The sequence below is a fragment of the Bifidobacterium sp. CP2 genome, assembly GCF_018555635.1.
Lineage (GTDB): Bacteria > Actinomycetota > Actinomycetes > Actinomycetales > Bifidobacteriaceae > Bifidobacterium > Bifidobacterium saguinibicoloris.
Genome location: NZ_JAFEJX010000005.1, coordinates 1 through 14048, shown reverse-complemented (window position 1 = coordinate 14048; position 14048 = coordinate 1). Strand labels below are relative to the sequence as shown.

Annotated in this window: 12 protein-coding genes, 1 rRNA gene and 1 pseudogene; 6 read left to right on the top strand and 8 right to left on the bottom strand. The window is 65.8% G+C overall.

The window, feature by feature from the left end; translation table 11 throughout:
- Window positions 1-140: 140 nt before the first annotated feature.
- From JS531_RS05045 to metG, 4 genes and pseudogenes are all read right to left on the bottom strand, one after another.
- Window positions 141-1100 (bottom strand): TatD family hydrolase, encoded by a 960-nt coding sequence (locus JS531_RS05045; RefSeq protein WP_214313599.1) that lies wholly within the window; start codon window positions 1098-1100, stop codon window positions 141-143.
- An 80-nt stretch (window positions 1101-1180) separates the two neighbouring features.
- Complete coding sequence (locus tag JS531_RS05040) at window positions 1181-2731, bottom strand: MFS transporter (RefSeq protein WP_240542044.1); 1551 nt, start codon at window positions 2729-2731, stop codon at window positions 1181-1183.
- Window positions 2732-2980: 249 nt separating this feature from the next.
- Window positions 2981-3603: pseudogene (locus tag JS531_RS11300) on the bottom strand (DUF4143 domain-containing protein); the annotation flags it as partial.
- A gap of 637 nt (window positions 3604-4240) precedes the next feature.
- Window positions 4241-6109 (bottom strand): methionine--tRNA ligase, encoded by a 1869-nt coding sequence (gene metG / locus JS531_RS05030; RefSeq protein ID WP_214313597.1) that lies wholly within the window; start codon window positions 6107-6109, stop codon window positions 4241-4243.
- Between the two features lie 122 nt (window positions 6110-6231).
- On the opposite strand from metG, the gene JS531_RS05025 reads away from it, so the two are divergent.
- Both JS531_RS05025 and JS531_RS05020 read left to right on the top strand, forming a co-directional pair.
- On the top strand, window positions 6232-6912 hold the full coding sequence (locus JS531_RS05025; RefSeq protein ID WP_214313595.1) for a hypothetical protein: 681 nt from the start codon (window positions 6232-6234) through the stop codon (window positions 6910-6912).
- Entirely contained in the window at window positions 6909-7331 is a 423-nt protein-coding gene (locus tag JS531_RS05020) for a hypothetical protein (RefSeq protein ID WP_240542042.1), read from the top strand. Before JS531_RS05025 ends, JS531_RS05020 begins: the two co-directional genes overlap by 4 nt.
- Here the strand turns inward: JS531_RS05020 and rsmI are convergent.
- Window positions 7321-8256, bottom strand: coding sequence for a 16S rRNA (cytidine(1402)-2'-O)-methyltransferase (rsmI, locus tag JS531_RS05015; protein ID WP_214313593.1), 936 nt, complete (start codon window positions 8254-8256; stop codon window positions 7321-7323). The two genes, JS531_RS05020 and rsmI, sit on opposite strands and share 11 nt — an antisense overlap.
- 215 nt (window positions 8257-8471) lie before the next feature.
- On the opposite strand from rsmI, the gene JS531_RS05010 reads away from it, so the two are divergent.
- Window positions 8472-8996: an Hsp20/alpha crystallin family protein gene (locus JS531_RS05010; protein WP_214313591.1), complete on the top strand. Its 525-nt coding sequence runs from the start codon at window positions 8472-8474 to the stop codon at window positions 8994-8996.
- 278 nt (window positions 8997-9274) lie between these two features.
- Here the strand turns inward: JS531_RS05010 and JS531_RS05005 are convergent, their stop codons facing one another.
- Window positions 9275-10339, bottom strand: a complete 1065-nt coding sequence (locus JS531_RS05005; protein ID WP_214313589.1) for a LacI family DNA-binding transcriptional regulator — start codon at window positions 10337-10339, stop codon at window positions 9275-9277.
- A gap of 269 nt (window positions 10340-10608) precedes the next feature.
- On the opposite strand from JS531_RS05005, the gene JS531_RS05000 reads away from it, so the two are divergent.
- The 3 genes from JS531_RS05000 (at window position 10609) to JS531_RS04990 (ending at window position 13105) form a co-directional block, all read left to right on the top strand.
- Window positions 10609-11058, top strand: coding sequence for a PTS sugar transporter subunit IIA (locus JS531_RS05000; RefSeq protein ID WP_214313587.1), 450 nt, complete (start codon window positions 10609-10611; stop codon window positions 11056-11058).
- A gap of 124 nt (window positions 11059-11182) precedes the next feature.
- Window positions 11183-11455, top strand: a complete 273-nt coding sequence (locus JS531_RS04995; protein WP_214313585.1) for a PTS sugar transporter subunit IIB — start codon at window positions 11183-11185, stop codon at window positions 11453-11455.
- A 138-nt stretch (window positions 11456-11593) separates the two neighbouring features.
- A complete protein-coding gene (locus tag JS531_RS04990) occupies window positions 11594-13105 on the top strand; it encodes a PTS ascorbate transporter subunit IIC (protein ID WP_214313583.1) in 1512 nt (503 codons plus the stop codon).
- A gap of 222 nt (window positions 13106-13327) precedes the next feature.
- Here the strand turns inward: JS531_RS04990 and JS531_RS04985 are convergent, their stop codons facing one another.
- Both JS531_RS04985 and rrf read right to left on the bottom strand, forming a co-directional pair.
- Window positions 13328-13579 (bottom strand): hypothetical protein, encoded by a 252-nt coding sequence (locus tag JS531_RS04985; RefSeq protein ID WP_214313903.1) that lies wholly within the window; start codon window positions 13577-13579, stop codon window positions 13328-13330.
- 343 nt (window positions 13580-13922) lie between these two features.
- Window positions 13923-14039 (bottom strand): 5S ribosomal RNA (gene rrf / locus JS531_RS04980).
- Window positions 14040-14048 lie beyond the last annotated feature (9 nt).

The window sequence follows — 14048 nt, the reverse complement described above, 5'->3', positions numbered from 1 at the left end:
CGACCGCCCTCGATGTTGTCTCCTTATGCGTCACACTCGCGATTTCGAAAAGACATGGTAGCGCCTTGACGAAATCGTCACAACTTCTCTCAAGGCCACCTTATCCCTGCGCATGGCCACGCGGCTTCGCGTCCTGCGGCTCACACCCCGTACACGGCCCTCGTGGTCCTGCGGGTGCCGCGTGCCACCTCGGCGAGCGGCAGGTCGAGCGTGTCGGCCATCGCGCGCAGCGTGTACGGGATCATGTACGGCGCGTTCGTGCGGCCGCGGTACGGCATCGGCGTGAGGTACGGCGCGTCGGTTTCGACCATCGCGTGGTCGAGGCCGACGATGCGCAGCGATTCGCGGATGCCCTCGTTGCCCTTGTAGCTCACCGTGCCGGAGAAGCTCAGGTACCAGCCGTTCTCGCGCGCGATTTCGGCCATTTCGGTGTCGCCGGAGTAGGAGTGGAAGACGGTGCGTTCGGGGGCGCCGTCGGCGAGCAGCGTCTCGATGACCTGTCGGTGGGAGTCGCGATCGTGGATCTGCATCGGCAGGCCGAGTTCCTTGGTGAGCGCGATGTGCGCGCGGAACGCTTCGCGTTGCAGTTCCAGCGCGCCTTCGCCGGTACGGTAGAGGTCCATGCCGGTTTCGCCGATGGCGACGACCTGGTCCGGGTGCGTGCGTGCGAGGCGTTCGACTTCGGCCATGGCCTCGTCGAACGGCACGTCGTGGTACGGCTTGTAGGTGACGTCGAGTCCGTCGGGTCCGGCGACGGCGCGATGGCCGTGGCGTACGGCCTCGTTCGGGTGGATGGCGATGGCCGCGTGGACCTGTCCGGGGTGTTCGACGGCCATCGTGACCGCTTTGGCGAGGTTCGGGTATTCGCAGCCGCAGTCGATGATGCCGGTCACGCCGACCGCCACCGCCTGCGCGAGCAGCTCGTCGACGTCGTAGACGGGGACTTCCGGCTGTCCTTTGGCGACGGCCTCGTGGCTCATCGCGCGTGCGAACGGCACGACGGAGGCGACGTGCGTGTGGTTGTCGATGACGTGGGCGTCCTCCGGCAGCGTTTCGGGTGCGGGCGCCCAGCTGCGGTCGCGATGGTGGTGCTTGCTCATGGTTGCCCAGTGTAGTTGCGGCGACGGCGTACGGTTTCCACGGTCATCCGCGACGGCGCCGTCGGCGACGTACGTCCGGCCTACCGCCAGCAGTCGTCGTAGTCGAGTCCGGTGAGGCGTTCGACGACGGACCGCGTCTCCGGTGCGACGTCGGCCTTGGCGCCGCCGTTGCGCAGTCGGGTGATCTCCTTCAGCACGATGCCGTCGGTGCGTTTGCTGATGTTGAGGTGGGCGGAGACGATCCAGCAGATGGCCATCGCGCACGCGAACCAGCCGAGCAGCACCGCGCCGAGTCCCAGCCGGGCGGCCGGCGTCTGCATGTCGCGCGTGGCGTCGAAGCCGACCGCGCCGAGGATGACGCCGACGGCGATCGTCGCGAGTCCGGAGCCGAGCTGCCGGAACGACGCCTGGATGCCGGAGAACGTGGCGGACCGGTAGCGGCGGGTGACGATCTGGTCGATGTCGGCGATGTACGGGAACACGGCCCACGGCAGGTAGCCGCACAACGATTTGAACGCGAAGAACCACAGGGCGCCGGCGAGCGCGAACACGGTCCACGCGCCTCCGGGAATGCGCCCGGCCAGAGCCCATGCGGCGCACAGCCATGCCGCGCCGATCAGGCAGCCGGTGAAGTTGATGGCGTACAGGCGTTTCGGCCCGATCTTCGTCATCGCCCAGCCGAACACGGGCATGAGCGGCAGGGAGACCACGGCGCAGCCAAGCAGCAGCGAAGCGAACGCGGCGGTGCGGTTCCAGTCGTAGACGACGAAGAACACGAAGGTCTGGCCGAACACGTCCATCGAGACCTGCACGAGCAGGTAGATGGCGAGGTGCTTGCGGAATTCCTTGATGTGCAGGGTGGAGGCGTATTCGCGCAGCACTTTGGCTGCACGGCGCATCCACCGGGCGGCGCCGATATGCCCGTCGCGTCCGCCACGCGCGTAGGCGCCGAATCCGGCGGCTTCCGGCGTCATCTCCCATGTGGAACGCCAGCAGGCGAACACGGCTACGGCGAAGATGACGGTGGAGCCGATGGTGAAGATCATGTAGCCGCGCGGCGTGGTCTCGCCGGTGACGGCGAGCACCAGTCCTCCGGCCACGGGGATCGCGGTGCCGATGCCGGTGGAGATGAACAGGCGCACGGTGGACAGTTTCGCGCGGCTGTTGAAGTCGGGCGTCATCTCGCCGGGCAGTGGGTTGTAGGCGGTCTGGAACGCCTGCGCGAGCACCACCCAGAACACGTAGGCGGCCGCGTACACGGCGAGCGGGAGTCCGGGGATCCAGAGGAACACGCCCAGGAGGATGAGCGGCCCGATGACCATGAGCAGGAGGCGTCGACGTCCGAACCGCAGGCCCAGGTCGTAGCGGTAGAGGTTGTCGTCGAGCACGCCGAAGACGAGCGCGGCCACGGCGGAGATGAGCGCGCTCAGGCCGATGATGGTCTGCGCGGTGCCGATGTCCATGCCGCAGAAGCGCGTCCAGAACAGGGAGAGGTAGGTGGCGATGAGCGTGAGCTGTCCGCCGCCGTAGCAGTCGCCGACGCCGAAGCCGATGGCCTGGCGCATCGTGATCTTGCGCGGTCCGGTGCCGCTCATCGCCGCGCGCAGCGCCTTGCTGTCGATGTCCGACATATCCCCAGATCCGCCTTCCGACTGTCGCCAGCGTCGTCGTCCGTTTGCCGTCCGCCGGCATCGGCGCCTTGCGGCGCCACTCCCGACCGCCCATGAACGATTCCGATCGGGAATGAACGATTTCGCACGTTACGGCTTCCAGCATATGGGTCACAATCGACGCGACGCGTCCACCGACCACGCGTCGCACAACGGCGACGCCCCGTGGAGCCCGAGCCGAACACGCTCCCCGCCGTTTCGCCGATCCGGCTACAGCAACCCGGCCATGTACAACGGCAGATACCGTCGATCGCCTTTCACCTCCAACGGCTTCGGATGAAGAACGTATTCCAATCCCACCCGCTGCTTGAACTTGCTTCTGAACTTGTCGAGGGACACGGTCCGGTAGCGGGTTCCCGATTTGACTTCAACAGGGCTGATCCGAGGCTTCATGGCGGCGTTCGGATATCGCGCGACGATGAGGAAGTCGATCTCCATGGTGCTCGAAGCATCATCACGGCTGCTGCGGGAATAGAAATACAACCGGTGGCCGCCAGCGTGCAGCAGCTGAGCCACCACATTCTCCACCAGCATCCCCTCGTTGACGGCGATTCTGCCCAGCAGCACGTCACGATAGATGTCATCCGCTCATGCTTCGACAGCTGCGACACCAAACCATCGAACAGCAGGGTGACACGCCTTCTGGCCGATCCGGCGTGCTTCGCGATGTCATCACGGTAGAGCTTGAGGATGTCGCGTTTCACCTCGTCGACCCGCTGGAAATCACGCGTTTCGACATACGTCTCGACCGCCTGCGGCATACCGCCGACGAGCATGTATTCCCGGAACAGGCGCATTGCCTTGCGATGAAGCGAATCAGGCAGCGGCCGTCTCGCACCCTCGACAAGCATGGCGGTACGACCCTGCGACCGTCGCTTCCATTCCAACAGCCGCTGATATGCCTTACGTTTCAGCATAATGATCTCCCATCGTTGCAAAATCAGGGATTCTCACGAAAACAGCGATTATAGAATCACTGAATTTCACGAAAACAAGGCTTTCGGAACCGCATAATTTCACGAAATCAGCGTTATCGTCGGCACCGAAAAGACGAGCGGAACGATGACGGCACACATCCAGCTGCAGACCCGGACCATTGACGGCCATTCCGGAACGGCCGGGGATATGAAGAAGCCCGGCGGGGTGTCCGCCGGGCTGAGAGAGAAGAGAGAAGAAGGGTTCAGTTATGGGGTCCGGGAAGAACCTCGCCGGCGATGTTCACTTCGGGAAGAACTCCCAACCGCTGACATGTCTTATATAACCGCCGCCCCCTTGGAGGAATGATGCGCGTTCCTGAGAAACCGCTTGACGTGCTGTGACGGTTTTGTAACGTCGTGGCGACGGGGGTGCATTTCGTTCCCGCGGCGTCGGCGCGCACATACATACGACGAAGGCCGTGAAGCGCCCCATATCGGGGCCCTTCACGGCCTTCGCCCGTCGGATACGGCCTCCGCGTCGGCTTACGCGGCCTTACTCGGCCTGACCCAGCTTGGCCTTCTCGGCGGCGAGACGCTCGGCCTCGGCGGCGCGACGGGCGGCGAGCGCCTCGTCGAAGCGGGCCAGCTCCTCCTCCACGGCCTCCTTCGGAATCTTCGCAAAGATCGGCGTGGGCTTGGCCACGGGCGCGCCAACCTCGATCGGCTCGCTCTCCCACGGGTGGACGGTCTCGCCGAGCTTGTAGTCGCCGGTGATGACCGGGTAGCGGAAGCCCGGCTTGTCGAGGTCCTCGACCTCCTCGAGGCGCGGCAGCGGCGAGAACACGCCCTTGCCGCCGAGGGCCTCCCACACCTTCTGGGAGGCGTGGGGCAGGAACGGCGCGAGCAGGTGGTTCGCGTCGGACACGGCCTGCGCGGCCACGTGGAGCACGGTGCCGAGACGCTTCTCGTCGTCCTTGATCTTCCACGGCTCGGTGGCGGAGATGTACTTGTTGATGTCGCCGACCACGCGCATCGCCTCGATGAGCGCGCCCTTCTGGTGGTGGTTCTCGATGTAGCCGCCCACCGTGTCGAACGCGGCGCGGGTCTCGGCGAGCAGCGCACGGTCCTCGTCGGTCATGGAATCCTCGTCGAGCGCGGGGATCTCGCCGAAGTTCTTGGCGATGAGGTTGGCCACGCGGTTGACCAGGTTGCCCCAGGAGGAGGCGAGCTCCTCGTTGTTGTGGCGCACGAACTCGGCCCACGTGAAGTCGGAGTCGGAGCTCTCCGGACCGGCGATGGAGATGTAGTAGCGCACCGCGTCCACCGGGTAGCGGGAGAGGATGTCCTTGACGTAGATGACGATGCCGCGCGAGGAGGAGAACTTCTTGCCCTCCATGGTCATGAACTCGGAGGCGACGACCTGCTCGGGCAGGTTGAGCGGGCCGAGCGGGCCGGTCTCGCCGCCCTTGGAACCCTGGCCGTTGTAGGCGAGCATCTCGGAGGGCCAGATCTGGGAATGGAACGTGATGTTGTCCTTGCCCATGAAGTAGTAGCCCGGGGTCTTCGGGTCGTTCCACCAGGCGCGCCACGCCTCCGGGTCGCCCTTGCGGCGGGCCCATTCGATGGAGGCGGACAGGTAGCCGATGACGGCGTCGAACCACACGTACAGCTTCTTGTTCGGGTTGTCGATCCAGCCCTTCACCGGCACGGGGATGCCCCAGTCGATGTCGCGGGTGATGGCGCGCGGCTTGACCTCCTTGAACAGGCCCTTGGAGAAGTTGATGACGTTGGTGCGCCAGCCTTCACGGGTGTTGAGCCATGCGAGGTTCGCCTCGGCGAGCGCCGGCAGGTCGAGGAAGAAGTGCTCGGTCTCCTCGAAGCGCGGGGTCTCGCCGTTGATCTTGGAGACGGGGTTGATGAGCTCGTCCGGGTCGAGCTCGTTGCCGCAGGCATCGCACTGGTCGCCGCGCGCGCCTTCGGCGTGGCAGATCGGGCATTCGCCCTCGATGTAGCGGTCCGGCAGGGTGCGGCCGGTGGACGGGCTGATGGCCACCTGCTGCGTGCCCTTGTAGATGTAGCCGTTCTCGAGGCACTGCTTGAACAGCTCCTGCACCACGTGCTCGTGGTTGCCGGTGGTGGTGCGGGTGAACAGGTCGTAGCTCAGACCCAGATCGCACAGGTCCTTGGCGATGACGCGGTTGTAGCGGTCCGCGAGCTGCTGGGCGGTGACGCCTTCCTTCTCCGCCTCGACGAGGATCGGGGTGCCGTGCTCGTCCGTTCCGGACACCATGAGCACGTCGTTGCCCTTCATGCGCTCGTAGCGCGCGTAGACGTCGGAGGGGACGCCGAAACCGGCCACGTGACCGATATGGCGGGGGCCGTTTGCGTACGGCCATGCAACATTGACCAAAATATGACTCATAAGCCCCGATTATCGGTCACACCGTGGATAACGCGCCCCGTCATCCACCGGGTTTTCCACAATCGCGGACGGCCGTCCACCGCCGGGCGACGCATCGGCCGCGGAGACCGTATCGTCGGAGCATGAACGACGCATCCGCATCCCGCCCGGCCCCGCGCATCGCCGCGGACGCCACCGCCATGCAGCCGCTCGTGCCGCCGATCCTGCGCGAAGGCGACCTGCCCGGCCCGTTGAGCCTGATCCGCCTGTCCTCGTTAGGCACCGTGCATCCGTTGGACGGTCGCAGCGGCTACTGGTCGGATCATGCGGACACCTTGTACGGCCGCGCGATGATCGTCCTCAAGGTCATCCCGTTCGCCACGAGCGCGTGCGCGCTGACGGCCCTGTGGGTGTGGATGGGCGGCGCGTTCCCGGACACGTTGGACGTGCTGTCGCACTCCCACTTCCGCACGCGCCCGCACGGCCGACGCATCCGCGCGTTCACGCGGAAGGTGACGGACCGGCATCTGACGCATATCGGCGCGCTGCGCCTCACCACGCCGGCCCGTACCGCCTGCGACGTGGCGTCGATGTTCCACGACCGTCCGGACGCGCACGTGCTCGCCGCGCACGTGGCCGACTGCATGGACGCCTACGATTTCTCGCCGGACGACTGCACGGCCATGCTCGACGAGAACCCGTGCATGTCGACCACGCGACGGGCCCGTGCGTTCTTCACGATGGTGGGACGGGCGTACGGCCGTCGTCCCGACGGACGCGTCGGGCACCCTCCCGCAAGGGACGACGCGGAGCCGTCGCCATGAGCGCGCGGCGTCGCACGACACGCGCGCGGACGGACCGGAGGTCGGCCGCGCATGCACCGACGGGCGGACCGTCGCGTCGACTGCGGTCCCTGGGCAGGGCGGACCGGCTCGAACGGCTCGCCGCGGCGGACGCGGGCGCATCGCGCGCGGACGGCCGGACGGCCGAGCCGCCGGAACCACCCATCGTCCTCACGCCGACGGTCGCCGCCGACCCGGACACGGACGCGGACGTGCTATGGCACATCGCCCGTCATGCGCCGGAGCTGCGGCGGTGGCTCGTCGCCAACCCCGCGGCGGACGCCCACCTGCTGGAATACGTGTCGCAGGCGGGCGGGCCGGGCGTCAGACGGGCGCTCACCGTGCTGCTGGACTCATTGGAGGCGTTGCGCGACGCGCGACGCGACCCGTTCAGCCCTTGAGCCGCAGCACCGCCTGATACACCTGCTTGCGGTTGGCGAGGGTGCCGTCGGGCAGCGGGTGCTCGCCCACCACCTGCGTGATGGCCTCCTTGATGCGCAGCCCGTCCTCGAGCGCCCGGTCGATGGCGAGCACGGCCAGGTCCTCCACGCTCAGTGTGCTCGGCGCGGCCGCGTTGGCCTCCTCGTCGGACGCGCCGGCGATGACGAGCACCATCTCGCCGCGCGGCGGGTCCTCGCGCACGCCGTCGCGGATCTCGGCGATCGTGCCGCGTCGGATCTGCTCGTAGTCCTTGGTGAGTTCGCGGCACAGCGCCATGCGACGGTCCGGGCCGAACGCGTCGAGCAGATCGTCCATGGAATCGGCGATGCGGTGCAGCGTCTCATAGAAGACGATGGTGCGGCGTTCCGCCTGCAGCATGCGCAGATGCTGCACACGTTCGGCGTGCTTGCGCGGCAGGAACCCCTCGTAGCAGAAGCGGTCGGTGGGCAGACCGGACAGGGCGAGCGCGTCGAGCACGGCGGAGGGCCCGGGCGCGCAGGTGACGGGCAGGCCGCGTTCGATGGCGCGGCGCACGATGGCCAGTCCCGGATCGTTGATGGTGGGCATGCCCGCGTCGGAGACGACGAGCACGGTCGCGCCCGTCTCGACGGTGTCGAGCAGGCCGTCGGCCTTGTCGCGCTCGTTATGGTCGTGGTAGGCGACGACGCGTCCGTTCACGTGCACGCCGAGCCGGTTCGCCAGGTCGTAGAGGCGACGCGTGTCCTCGGCCGCGACGATGTCGGCGCCTTCCAGCAGCGCCTTGAGCCGGCCGGAGGCGTCCCCCACGTTGCCGATGGGGGTGGCGGCAAGCACCACGGTGCCTTTCGGCACCATGGTTCCGCCGTTCGCGCCGTCGTTCATGTTCGTCTCGTCTGCGTTGCTCATGGTTCCAGTATCCCCCACGCCCCGAGTTCACTGTGGGTGAAATTCCGGAATGATTGGGGCCGGCGGGAATTGGGGGAAGTGAAAGGCGAAGGTGAGAGCCCCGGAAGGGGTTCCGGAACCGGCCACGATATCCGTCGCGGCCGCCGTCCCGGCTGGGTCGGCGGTTGGCCTCGGTAGCCAAGCCGCGTTCCCTCCTTGGTTAAGGAGTACCGATTATGGCGATGTTTCCGGCTTTGATGAATGACACGATGTTCTCCGATTTGTTCGACGACCCGTTCTTCGAGGGTTGGCGCAACATGGACTCTCAGATGGGCTCCATGATGCCGGCGAACACGATGGCGAACATGATGACCACGGATGTGCGTGAGACCGACAAGGGCTACGACGTGGACATCGATATGCCTGGCTTCAAGAAGGACGACATCAAGCTCGAGCTGAACAACGGATACCTGACTGTGTCCGCCTCGCGTTCCAGCGAGCATGAGGACAAGGCCCCGGAGTCCGCGAACGGCGCCGAGGGCAAGGGCGAGCAGTGCGCCTGCGGTTCGGACGAGTCCGGTCGCTGGCTGCGTCGCGAACGCTACATGGGTTCCTGCTCTCGTAGCTTCTACGTGGGCGACGAGGTGAAGGAATCCGACATCCACGCCAGCTACAACAACGGCACGCTGTGCATCCAGGTTCCGAAGATGCAGGCCCAGCCGCAGGTCGAGTCCAAGCACCAGATCGCGATCGAGGGCTGAATGAGGCGGTAGCCGAACGGCTGAGCCATACGGCGTCATCGTCCGGACATCCGCCGGCGGTCCGCATGGACCGTCGGCGACGGAGGTACGCCAAGCGGCTCCGGTCGGCGTCCTACGTCGCCCGTCACCATTCCCATTCCGGAGTGCCTGACGGACGACGGGAAACATGACCAAGCCTGAAACGGGGTTTGGATGGGATGAATCCCATCCAAACCCCGTTTTGCGTTTCGGGACGCGGCCGCGGACCGAACGCACACGCATCGGTCGCGACGGACGCGTCACTCCCCGTCGTCGCCCGCATCGTCGTCGCCATCGGACGGCACGGACATGTCGCTGGAACCGAACCGGGGGCTGCTGGTGGACGCACGACGGATCAGCTGCGGCGGGAACGCCACATGGGCCGGCATCCAATGCTGGCCGCCGTTGCCCATGTCGATGAGACGCAACGCCTCACGGGCCATGAGACGGCACGGACTACGCAACGTGGTCAGCTTGGGCGTGACGGCGACGCCCATCGGCGCGTCGCCGGAACCGATGACCCTCACCTCGTCCGGCACCGACACCCCCAGACGGTCCAACGCGAACAGCACGCCGGCGGCGACCTCGTCGGTGGCGCAGATAACGGCGTCCGGCCGGTCCCCCTTCGCGGTGAACAGACGCGTGGCCTCCTCATAGCCGCGCACCACCGTGCACGGGCCGAACGTGGTCCATCCGGCCTGGCTCATCAGGTTCATCAACGACAGGTTCGTCTGGAACGTGGTGAATAGCTCGGCGGCCTCGTCGGAGTCGACGTCGCCGCTCAGATAGGCGATGGACGTGGCGTTGTGGTCGGCGAGATGACGCAGGACGAGCTGCATCGACGCGGCCTCGTCCACACCCACCCAGCTCACACGGAACGACGTGGACCGGCCGGACACCTGCACGATGGGGGCGTCCCCGGCATAGCCGTCGAGGAAGACGGGATCCATGCCCTTCGGGGGGATGACCACCAGACCGTCGACACGCCTCGCAAGCATGGCGGAGACCCGCTCCTCCTGGACATGCAGGTCGTCGCCCACACCCACCAGCAGCTGCTTGCCGGCGCCGTTCACCTCAGGGTCGAGCGCCGCGAGCATGCGCGAGGCGAGCGGGGTCGCGGGATCCGGGATGATCAGGCCGATGGCGTTGGTCGTGTCGCTGCGTAATGCGCTGGCCGCCGGATTGGCGGCGTAGTTGAGCTTCTCCGCCGCATCCCGCACGCGCCGGGCGATATCGTCCTCCTTGGTCCGCTGTCCGGAAAGCACACGGGAGACCGTGGCCTTGGACACCTGGGCCATGGCGGCGACATCGGTGATGGAGCTCATCAGCTGGTTTCCTCGGTTCTCTTCGGTTGCGCCTCGGTCGGCCCCGACACTCCGGGGACGATGCATCGAACGCACTTTCCATTGTGCCGTTCCAATGCTTGCAATATGGCCAATATACCATATCGGCACATGTTTCAGAAATCGGTTTCCGTTGCGATTCCAGCTCTGATAGGTGTATAGTTATCTCTGTCAGAAACGGTTTGCCTGCGATAATGTGGGCGAATCGACGTTCACCACGAGGGTGAGGACAGCCACCAAGGAGGGCACATATGGCAGCGGACATCGACGGATTCCTTCCCGACAGCGCATTCCTGCTGGACGTTCCCGCGTCCGATTGGAAGGACGCCATCCGACTGGCGGGCAAGGGACTTGTCGCCGCCGGATTCACCACCGACGCATACACGGACCAGATGATCGACACCGTCGAGAAGATGGGCCCGTACATCGTCATCGCCCCCGGCCTGGCCCTCGCCCACTCCCGCCCGTCCGACGCGGTGCTGAAGACGGGACTGAGCTGGGTTCGCCTGAGCACCCCGGTCGAGTTCGGCAGCAAGACCAACGACCCCGTGTCGCTGGTCATCGGCCTCGCCGGACATGACGAGAACGAGCACATCGGCGTCATGTCCGCCATCGCCGGCGCCCTGGTCGACAAGAAGAAGACCGCCGATCTCGCCAAGGCCTCCACGCCCGACGAGATCAGGGCGATCCTCAAGCGCTGACGCGCGTCGTCGGTCCGGCCATCAGACCGGTCCGTTCGTCCGAACCGGACGAACGGACCGACGAACCGGGCGAACCTTCGGAAACCACTTACAAGACCACAAGGAATAGCAAAAGGAGAACAACATGAACATCCTGTGCGTGTGCGGCAACGGCATCGGCACCTCGGTGCTGCTCAAGGTCAATGTCGAATCGGTCGCCGCCGACCTGGGCATCGACGTGAACGTCACCACCTCCGACGCCGGCAGCGCCAAGGGCACCGCCAACATGAACGATCTGGTCCTCACCTCCGCCGAGCTCGCCCCGGAGCTGGAAGGCACCACCACCCCCGTCGAGGTCATCACCAACTTCATGGACACCGACGAGATCAAGGCCGCGCTCGAGAAGTACGCCGACTGAACCGGCCCCGTCCGTCCGAATGACCGATCGGTCGCCCGGGCGGACCTCACACGAACCATCGAAACCCGCGGGCGCAGGGCCCCACAAGGGACCGACGCCCGTAAGGCAACCAGAACAGATAGAGAATAGAAGGAAACCATGAACGTTGTCGTTCAAGTGCTGAACTTCATCAGCCAGGAGATTCTGAACGTGCCGGCGTATCTGATCGGCATCATCGCGGCCATCGGCCTGATCGCGCTGAAGCGCAGCGCCGGACAGGTCATTTCCGGCGGTCTCAAGGCCGCCATGGGCTACCTGATCCTCGGCGCCGGCGCCACCGTCGTGACGTCCGCCCTGGCCCCGTTCGGCGACCTGATCCTCAAGTCCACCGGCGCCCACGGCGTGGTGCCCACCAACGAGGTCATCACCGCGCAGGCCTCCAGCCAGTACGGCACCGCCTCCGCGTACATCATCGTGCTCAGCTTCATCGTGATGCTGCTGCTCGCCCGCTTCACCCCGCTCAAGTACATCTTCCTCACCGGCCACCACATGGTGTTCATGTCCACCATGCTGGCCGTGGTGCTGTCCGTGGGCTTCGGCAAGGACAACCAGCTGCTCATCATCACCATCGGCGCCATCCTCATGGGCGTCATCATGGTGGTCATGCCGGCGTTCGCCCAGCCGTTCATGAACCGCGTGACCAGCAGCGACAAGCTGTCCATCGGCCACTTCAACACGCTCGGCTACATCACCTCCGGCGCCGTCGGCACGCTCGTCGGCAAGAAGTCCAAGTCCACCGAGGACATCAACTTCCCGAAGGGCCTGAGCTTCCTGCGTGACTCCATGGTCTCCACCACGCTGCTCATGATGGTCCTCTACCTGGTGTTCGCCGTCTGGGGCGCCATCGTCCTGCCGGCCAAGACCGCGTTCAAGATCTTCTCCACCAACCCGGACAACTACGGCTCCTTCTTCATGGCCGCCTTCGCCCAGGCCCTGCAGTTCGGCATCGGCGTGAGCATCATCCTCTACGGCGTGCGCATCATCCTCGGCGAGCTCGTCCCCGCCTTCCAGGGCATCGCCAACAAGGTCGTCCCCGGCGCCCGTCCGGCCCTCGACATCCCGATCGTGTTCCCGTACGGCGCGAACGCCTCCCTCATCGGCTTCCTCGGCTCCTTCGTCGGCGGCCTGGTGGCGCTCACCATCATCGCCGTCTGGCTCGGCCCGGTCTGGGGCGTCGCCCTGATCCTGCCCGGCATGGTGCCCCACTTCTTCGATGGCGGTGGTGCCGGCGTGTTCGGCAACGCCACCGGTGGCCGTACCGGCGCGATCGTCGGCTCGTTCATCAACGGCATGCTCATCACCTTCCTGCCGGCCGCCCTGATGACCGTCATGGGCAGCTTCGGTCTGGCCAACTCCACCTTCGGTGACGCCGACTTCTGCTGGTTCGGCACCATCACCGGCAACCTCGCGCACCTCGGCCCGGTGGCCGGCGCCGTCAGCCTGCTGGTGTTCGCCGCCATCCTGTTCGCCGCCGCCTGGGTGTGGCAGGTGAAGGTCGTCAACGCCGGTTGGACCCCGGGCGCCAAGCACGCCGAGTTCATCGAGCAGGTCAAGGCCGAGGAGAAGGCCGCCAAGGCCGCCGCCCGCGCCGCCAAGAAGGCCAACGCCTGATGATCTGACCTGACCCCTCCAGCGCGTATAGCGCATACGACGGGACTCTAGATACGACGAAGCCCCCGGTGAGGTTCTCCTCACCGGGGGCTTCGTCGTTGTGGCGTCGCGTTGTGGCGTCGTTGTGGCGTCGTTGTGGCGTCGTTGTGGCGTCGTTGTGGCGTCGTTGTGGCGTCGTTGTGGCGTCGTTGTGGCGTCGTTGTGGCGTCGTTGTGGCGTCGGCTATCGGCGACGCGGTTTGTACCCTTTCTTGCGGCTGTGCGGTTTGAGCTGCTGGTTGAACGGCACTGCCTTGTAGCTGGATTGTGGATCGCGATGCGTGAGATGCCATGTCCCGCAATACTGGCACCGGTACACCCACAGTTCGGCACCGCGTTCGATGAGGCTCTGATCGGCGGCCCGCTGCGCCTGCGCCTTGTCGTGATACATGATCTTGTTCGACGTGGCGCAGCGTTTCGGTGTGAAGTAGTGCATGCTGTTCAGCATACCCATGCGTTGGAATACGCCGATGGACAGTTGCCTATACGACGTTGCGGCGCCAGAGGTTGGTTGGTTGTGGTTGGTTGTCTGATTTCCTCGCGACGGGTGCCGTGTGGGTTGGTGGGTGTGGTTCCGTCCGGGGCACGCGCGCGTGGTCGCGTGGGTTTGGTTGTGTGGGTGGCTTCGCTGCCGGTGCGTCGTGCGATGGTTGCCGGTTTCGTCGCGTTCGTTGCGGTGTGCCGGGTTTGGTGTCCGGTCGGCGTGTGTGTTTGGGCGTGTGTATGCGAAGAGGACCCCTGGGAGCGTGGTGCTCGACCGGGGGTCCTCGTGAGTATGGATGCGGCGGCGTGCTACTCTCCCACACCCTGTCGGGTGCAGTACCATCGCCGTGCAGGGCCTTAGCTTCCGGGTTCGGAATGGGACCGGGCGTCTCACCCTGGCCATGACCGCCGCAAATCTTCAA

What these genes read in the sequence shown, in the direction of transcription:
- JS531_RS05040 (WP_240542044.1), bottom strand. Translation starts at nt 2,731, where the DNA reads ATGTCGGACATCGACAGCAAGGCGCTGCGCGCGGCGATGAGCGGCACC.
- JS531_RS04985 (WP_214313903.1), bottom strand. Translation starts at nt 13,579, where the DNA reads ATGCACTACTTCACACCGAAACGCTGCGCCACGTCGAACAAGATCATG.
- JS531_RS05020 (WP_240542042.1), top strand. Translation starts at nt 6,909, where the DNA reads ATGAGCGCGCGGCGTCGCACGACACGCGCGCGGACGGACCGGAGGTCG.
- JS531_RS05025 (WP_214313595.1), top strand. Translation starts at nt 6,232, where the DNA reads ATGAACGACGCATCCGCATCCCGCCCGGCCCCGCGCATCGCCGCGGAC.
- JS531_RS04995 (WP_214313585.1), top strand. Translation starts at nt 11,183, where the DNA reads ATGAACATCCTGTGCGTGTGCGGCAACGGCATCGGCACCTCGGTGCTG.
- JS531_RS05000 (WP_214313587.1), top strand. Translation starts at nt 10,609, where the DNA reads ATGGCAGCGGACATCGACGGATTCCTTCCCGACAGCGCATTCCTGCTG.
- JS531_RS04990 (WP_214313583.1), top strand. Translation starts at nt 11,594, where the DNA reads ATGAACGTTGTCGTTCAAGTGCTGAACTTCATCAGCCAGGAGATTCTG.
- JS531_RS05005 (WP_214313589.1), bottom strand. Translation starts at nt 10,339, where the DNA reads ATGAGCTCCATCACCGATGTCGCCGCCATGGCCCAGGTGTCCAAGGCC.
- metG (WP_214313597.1), bottom strand. Translation starts at nt 6,109, where the DNA reads ATGAGTCATATTTTGGTCAATGTTGCATGGCCGTACGCAAACGGCCCC.
- JS531_RS05045 (WP_214313599.1), bottom strand. Translation starts at nt 1,100, where the DNA reads ATGAGCAAGCACCACCATCGCGACCGCAGCTGGGCGCCCGCACCCGAA.
- rsmI (WP_214313593.1), bottom strand. Translation starts at nt 8,256, where the DNA reads ATGAGCAACGCAGACGAGACGAACATGAACGACGGCGCGAACGGCGGA.
- JS531_RS05010 (WP_214313591.1), top strand. Translation starts at nt 8,472, where the DNA reads ATGGCGATGTTTCCGGCTTTGATGAATGACACGATGTTCTCCGATTTG.